Source organism: Streptomyces sp. MB09-02B (assembly GCF_033794485.1).
In the GTDB taxonomy this organism is placed as follows: domain Bacteria; phylum Actinomycetota; class Actinomycetes; order Streptomycetales; family Streptomycetaceae; genus Streptomyces.
On the sequence record NZ_JARGEE010000546.1, the window covers coordinates 1 to 5,178 of the forward strand.

6 protein-coding genes and 2 pseudogenes are annotated in these 5,178 nt (G+C 69.6%); 2 read left to right on the plus strand and 6 right to left on the minus strand.

Annotated elements, in window-relative coordinates; all coding sequences use genetic code 11:
* A partial coding sequence (locus P1P70_RS40215) for a hypothetical protein (RefSeq protein WP_319246783.1) occupies positions 1–654 on the plus strand: 654 nt, incomplete at its 5' end.
* 77 nt (positions 655–731) lie between these two features.
* Here P1P70_RS40215 and P1P70_RS40220 read toward each other — a convergent pair.
* From P1P70_RS40220 to P1P70_RS40230, 3 genes are all read right to left on the minus strand, one after another.
* A complete protein-coding gene (locus tag P1P70_RS40220; protein WP_319246785.1) occupies positions 732–1,760 on the minus strand; it encodes a helix-turn-helix transcriptional regulator in 1,029 nt (342 codons plus the stop codon).
* Positions 1,761–1,807: 47 nt separating this feature from the next.
* A complete protein-coding gene (locus tag P1P70_RS40225; protein WP_319246787.1) occupies positions 1,808–2,290 on the minus strand; it encodes a hypothetical protein in 483 nt (160 codons plus the stop codon).
* 247 nt (positions 2,291–2,537) lie between these two features.
* Positions 2,538–2,888: a phosphopantetheine-binding protein gene (locus P1P70_RS40230; RefSeq protein ID WP_319246788.1), complete on the minus strand. Its 351-nt coding sequence runs from the start codon at positions 2,886–2,888 to the stop codon at positions 2,538–2,540.
* A gap of 103 nt (positions 2,889–2,991) precedes the next feature.
* On the opposite strand from P1P70_RS40230, the pseudogene P1P70_RS40235 reads away from it, so the two are divergent.
* Positions 2,992–3,243 (plus strand): annotated as a pseudogene (locus tag P1P70_RS40235) (AMP-binding protein); the annotation flags it as partial.
* A gap of 145 nt (positions 3,244–3,388) precedes the next feature.
* Here the strand turns inward: P1P70_RS40235 and P1P70_RS45945 are convergent.
* The 3 genes and pseudogenes from P1P70_RS45945 to P1P70_RS40250 form a co-directional block, all read right to left on the minus strand.
* Positions 3,389–3,750, minus strand: a pseudogene (locus tag P1P70_RS45945) (aldo/keto reductase); the annotation flags it as partial.
* Between the two features lie 27 nt (positions 3,751–3,777).
* Positions 3,778–4,548, minus strand: coding sequence for a carbonic anhydrase (locus tag P1P70_RS40245; protein ID WP_319246790.1), 771 nt, complete (start codon positions 4,546–4,548; stop codon positions 3,778–3,780).
* Positions 4,549–4,871: 323 nt separating this feature from the next.
* Positions 4,872–5,178: hypothetical protein (locus P1P70_RS40250; protein WP_319246791.1), on the minus strand; the 307-nt coding region annotated here is incomplete at its 5' end.

Here is a 5,178-nt window from a genome sequence, read left to right on the forward strand (position 1 = left end):
CCACCCCCTCCGCCGCCGAAGAAGAGCCGGGCCGGTGTCATCCTGGGGGTCGCAGGTGGGGTCATGGCCCTGTTGCTCGTCGCCTGGGCAGCCGTCGCGGTCAGCGAGATCGGCACTGACGGAGACTTCCCCGAGGCGCGGTACCGGTTGACCCTGCCCAAGACCATGCTCGGCGGTGAATACGAGATGGAGCAGGACTTCTCCGACTCCCCGCAGGACGCTTTCGAGCACCATGCCGAGAGTGCCCTGGGCGGCCGTGACGTACGGGCGGCCGTCGCGATCTACACGCCCGTGGACCGTGGGGGCCAGCTGAACATCAGCGGTGTGTACGGCCGGTTCACGGACGCCGACGACGCCCGGGACACCATGCTGAAGGACGCCGACGACCCGGAGGGCATGTCGGTCGCCAGGGCGCCCGAGGACTTCCGCCCCTCCGGCTCGGACGTCACCGTCACCTGCCAGGTGGTCGCCAAGGAGGACCTCAACATGCGGGTCATCATGCCGATGTGCGCCTGGAACGACGGCAACACCGGCGCGCTGATCGGCGAGATCAACCCCGCGATCTCCTCCGCGGACGCCAGGGACGTGGACCTGGCGGACCTCGCCGAGCGGACCTTCCGGATCCGGGCCGAGCTTCGGCGGCCGATCAGCTGAAGGGGAGCCGGCCGCGGCGGGAAAGGAAGCCGGGCGTAGCCCCCGCCGCGGACCCCGGCCATGTCCAGTGTTGCGGGTCAGGACGTTGGTGACGGCGCGTAGTGGCGGGCAAGGCTGGTGGCGAGGGCGCGGAGGTGAGCCCTGGCTTCGGTGGGGCCGTGCACCGTGATGGCGCTCCCGAACGGCAGTAGTGTTCGCACGTCCTCCAGTTGAAGGAAGCGGATCGTCACCTTGTGGCCGGTGCGGGATGCCTCAGGGTCGTCCCGGACGAGTCGTTGGCCGAAGATCCGTCGCGCTCGCTCGATCTGGGTCTGGTCGATGGTGGCGCTGACCTCTATCGCATGGTTGTGTTCCCACTGATCCATGAGCGCCGCGGCGACGGTGGCCAGGGTCTGGTTCTCGCGGATCCGTCGTGGCTGGTCGACTTCATTCCATGTCGTGATCCGTTCGAGCCGGTAAAGGTGGGGCACTTCGGCACGGTCGGCTACGAGATACCAGATGCCGGCCTTGGCTAACAGCCCGTAGGGATCCACGACCAGGTCGCGTCGGCATGACTCACGTGGGCTGTCGTACTCGATCCTCAGCCGGCGACCTCGCCGCACTGAGCCGATCAGCGAAGCCGGAGTCGTGCCTGAGGCTCGTGTCCGGAGCCAGGGGCGGCTGTCCACGTGCACTACGTCGGTGAGCGGCAGGAGCTCATGAACTCGACGTGACTGTGCAGCGACGACCTTGGAGAGCGCGCGCCGGCTGTCGACCGATGCGTCGAGCTCCGCACGTTGCTTCTCGTCCAGCCCGGTGAGCGAGAGATGATCACGCTCGCCAGGCGTGAGTCGCGTGAGATCGAGCCCGGACCCGGGCAGCATGGTCACGCCTCCGAGGCGGCCCCGGTGTGCGGTCACCGGCAGACCGGCGTCGCGGAGCCAGTTCAGGTCCCGGGTGATGGTTCGAAGGGAGACCCCGAGCGCCGAGGCGAGTTCCTGCTGACCTTCCTCGCAGCCGATCCCGACGGGAACCGTATCCGCGTCGCACCGCGGGACTGAAAGTCCACGACGCGACAGGCGCCGACGACAGGTGGTGCGCCTGCCGTCGGTGGTGGGCGGTCCCATGCGTGCCGTGGTGGGTGCGGGCCAGTGGCCCGCACCCTTCCGCTGTGTCAGACCTGGACGAGGACGGTGCACCAGACCTCGTTGTTGTCGCCGATGCCGCAGTCGGCGATCTCCCCGCTCCGGATCTTCGTCCAGACACCCTTCTTCCGCCAGTTCCACGTGCCGACGCGGGTGAACCGCTCGTGGTAGCCGTGGCTGGCGAAGGTGAAGGCGTCGACGTCCTGGCCGGTGCCGTTGCCGCCTATCGTCCCCCTGTTGAACGACTGCTGCTCACATTCGGTCTGGTCCCACTTGCTCTTGGTGCCGCCGTCGATGTTCCACACGTCGCACAGGTGCGGACCGCTGCCCAGCTTCATCGTGTAGTGCATCGGCTTGCCGGTCCTGTTCTTGACCGCACCGCAGAGGTACTTGCGGGGGCCTCCGCACGCATCGGCGGAGGCGGTCGTAGCCCCCGCGACGACCATTCCGGACGCCATGAGGACAGCGGTGCCCATGGCCAGTGCAGTGCGGTTCGTTCGGGACATCATCATGCGTCTGCGGTTCCATTCCTGTGTACGTGCCGGCTCGGCCCGCGCCCGGCGTGACCGTCGGCAGGGAGCGGGAGCGGCACCGCGCCGCTCCCCGACTGCCCTACGCGGATCAGCATCGGGTTCCTCTCCGAAGCCTGGCAAGCGCACCAGTACCTCCTGGGACGCTGGGATGAACGACCCACTGTGACCTGGACGTTTGTCCCGTCTCTGGGACGGCGTCGGCACACGGACCGGCCGCAGCCAGTTGTCAGTCCTCGCCTCCCCGCGACGAGGAAGCGAGACTGCCGGCCATCTCTCGGACGGTCGGATGGCGGTACAGCTCGCGCAGACGCAAGGACGGCAGGCCCCGCGCGCGCAGTGTCGCGCCGATGCGGACGGCGAACAGGGAGTTGCCGCCGAGTTCGAAGAAGTCGTCGTCCAGGTCTACGGGCGTGCCGAGGATCTCGCTCCAGACCACGCGCAGTTGCTCGGCGAGGTCGTCGGTGACGGGCTCGGTGTGCCGCGTCGGCGGGGCGGGGGCCGCGGGTGCGGGGAGCCGGGTCGTGTCGAGTTTTCCGTTGGCTGTCAGGGGTCCGACGACGTGTGGGCGTGGTTCCACTCCAGCGTTTTCGACTTCTCGGGGGGGGCATCTCCGCGGCGTCGAAGAGCCGACCGACGAGTGCGTGCCCGTCCGCGTCCCGGTCCGCGTCCCGGTCCGCGTCGAACTCGACGAACAGTCCGCCCTCCTGGCCCGGGGCCTGCGCCGACGCGGCGTCACCGCCGGGGGCCGGGTGGGTGTGTGCCTGGAGCGCACCGCCGAACTCGTCGTCGCCCTGCTCGCCGTCCTGAAGGCGGGCGCGGCCTACGTGCCCGTCGACCCCGCCTACCCGGCGGACCGCATCGCCCACACTGCCCGGGACGCGGGACTGGGCACGGTGATCACCCGGCCGCCCGACTTCCCGCACGTGCCGGGCTGCGCGCCGGACACCATCTGTGGGACATCACCGGGCGCCGCTACGTCGACCTGCGGTGCGGGCTGCGGCTGCGGCTGCGGCTGCGGCTGCGGCTGCGGCTGCGGAGGATGGTCAGCGCACAGTCGGGGGACTGCGGCTGTGACCGCTACCAGGCGAAGGCCTCCGGAGTCGGTCCCGGTCCGGGGAAGGTCTCGTCCAGCCCGGCCAGCAGTTCCTCGCTCAGCTCCAACTCGACCGCGCGCAGGGAGGGTTCGAGCTGCTCCGCCGTGCGCGGGCCGACGATCGGGCCGGTTACGCCGGGACGGGTGAGCAACCAGGCCAGGGCCGCCTCGCCGGGCTCGAGGCCGTGCTTGTCGACGGTCAGGACCTTGTCTGCTTGGCACCTTGTCACCTCGTCGCTGGTCCGCCAGCGAGGACCTTCCTCTCTCGCCCGCACTCGGATTTCCGTCCGAAGCCACCGAGCAGCCGGTCCGGCCGCCCTTGTCCTCCCGTGACAGGGGCGGCCGGACTCGCGGCTGGAGGGCGTTCGCCGGGTCAGGCGGAGGGGGCTCCCGTGAGGGTCTCGACGCGGCCGGTGTCGAGCGAGTAGTAGGCGCTGACCACGCTCAGATCGCCCTTCTTCACCAGGGGGGCGAGCGCGGCGTTGGACCGCAGGTCGGCGGCGGTCCGGTTGGCGTGGGCGCGGATCATCGCGTCGACGGGGTCGGCGTGCTTGGTCTTGGCGATGTCCTTGTAGGCCGGGCGCAGGGCCTCGACGATCGACTGCAGGTTGCCCGGCAGACTCTCGCCGTCCTTGATCGCCTTGTACGCCGCCTTGATGGCACCGCAGTTCTGGTGCCCGAGGACGACGATGAGCGGGGATCCCGCGGTGAGGGGCCCGTACTCGACGGAGCCGACGACCACCGGCTGCACGACCTGTCCGCCGGTGCGTATCACGAACAGGTCGCCTATGCCGGTGTCGAAGACGAGCTCCGGCGGCACGCGGGAGTCGATACAGGAGACGATCACGCCGTACGGCTTCTGCTCGGGCGCGACGGCCGCGCGCCGGGCGGGGTCCTGGTCGGGGTGCTGCAGCTTGCCGCTCACCCAGCGCTTGTTGCCGTCCAGCAGCCTGGCGTACGCCGTCCCGGCGGAGTCGGGCCGGGGAGCGGCCTGCGGGGAGGGCGACGCCGCCCCGACGTTCGCCGCCTTCGCCGTGTCGGCAGCGCCGGTCTTCGACGAACAGGCGGTGAGCACGGCCGCGGAGGCCGCCGCGATCCCTCCGGTGAGAATGGCCCTGCGCTGTGGCCGCACAGCGTTACCCATGAGTCTGCCCCTTACTACGTTCCTGCGCGGAGTCCGCCCGGGAACGCGGGAGCGTGGGGTACGCCGCAACCGGCTCCCTGCTCCCGTCCTCCCAGGTGGAGTTGGTGATCCAACCCTCGTGGGAGGCCGGTTAGCGCTCGTCCAGCGCTCATGCAGCGTGGAGGAAGTGCCTGTCCAAAACACGCGGTGTAGCAGGGACACCACGTTTTCGGACCGTCCCGGCGGGGCGACGGGACGGTCCGCGCGCGTCACCTGTCGCACGGCGACGTGGGCCCCGGTCGACGACTTCGCTGTGGGTGTTGCGTTGTCGCTGGTCTTCGCATTCAGACACAGCCCGGGGGTTCGTCCTCGGTGGCTACGAATTGCATCGTGGGCATTCCGGCGGCATCGAAGTCGGCGGTCTCCGCGTCGATCAAAGTCATGTAGCCGGCGAGCCTCTGTCTGTCCTGTGAGGGCGGCTCCCCCTTGACCCGCTCGGCACCAGGGAACACGGAGTCCAAGACCCACCAACGGCCACCGAACTTCACCCACTTGATCCCGCAGTGCGTATAGATGTCAAACGGGTACGGCTTGTGCCGCTTGGGCTCTGCAGGCCCTTCCTGCCACTTCCCCTCGGCGACGGTACGGGCG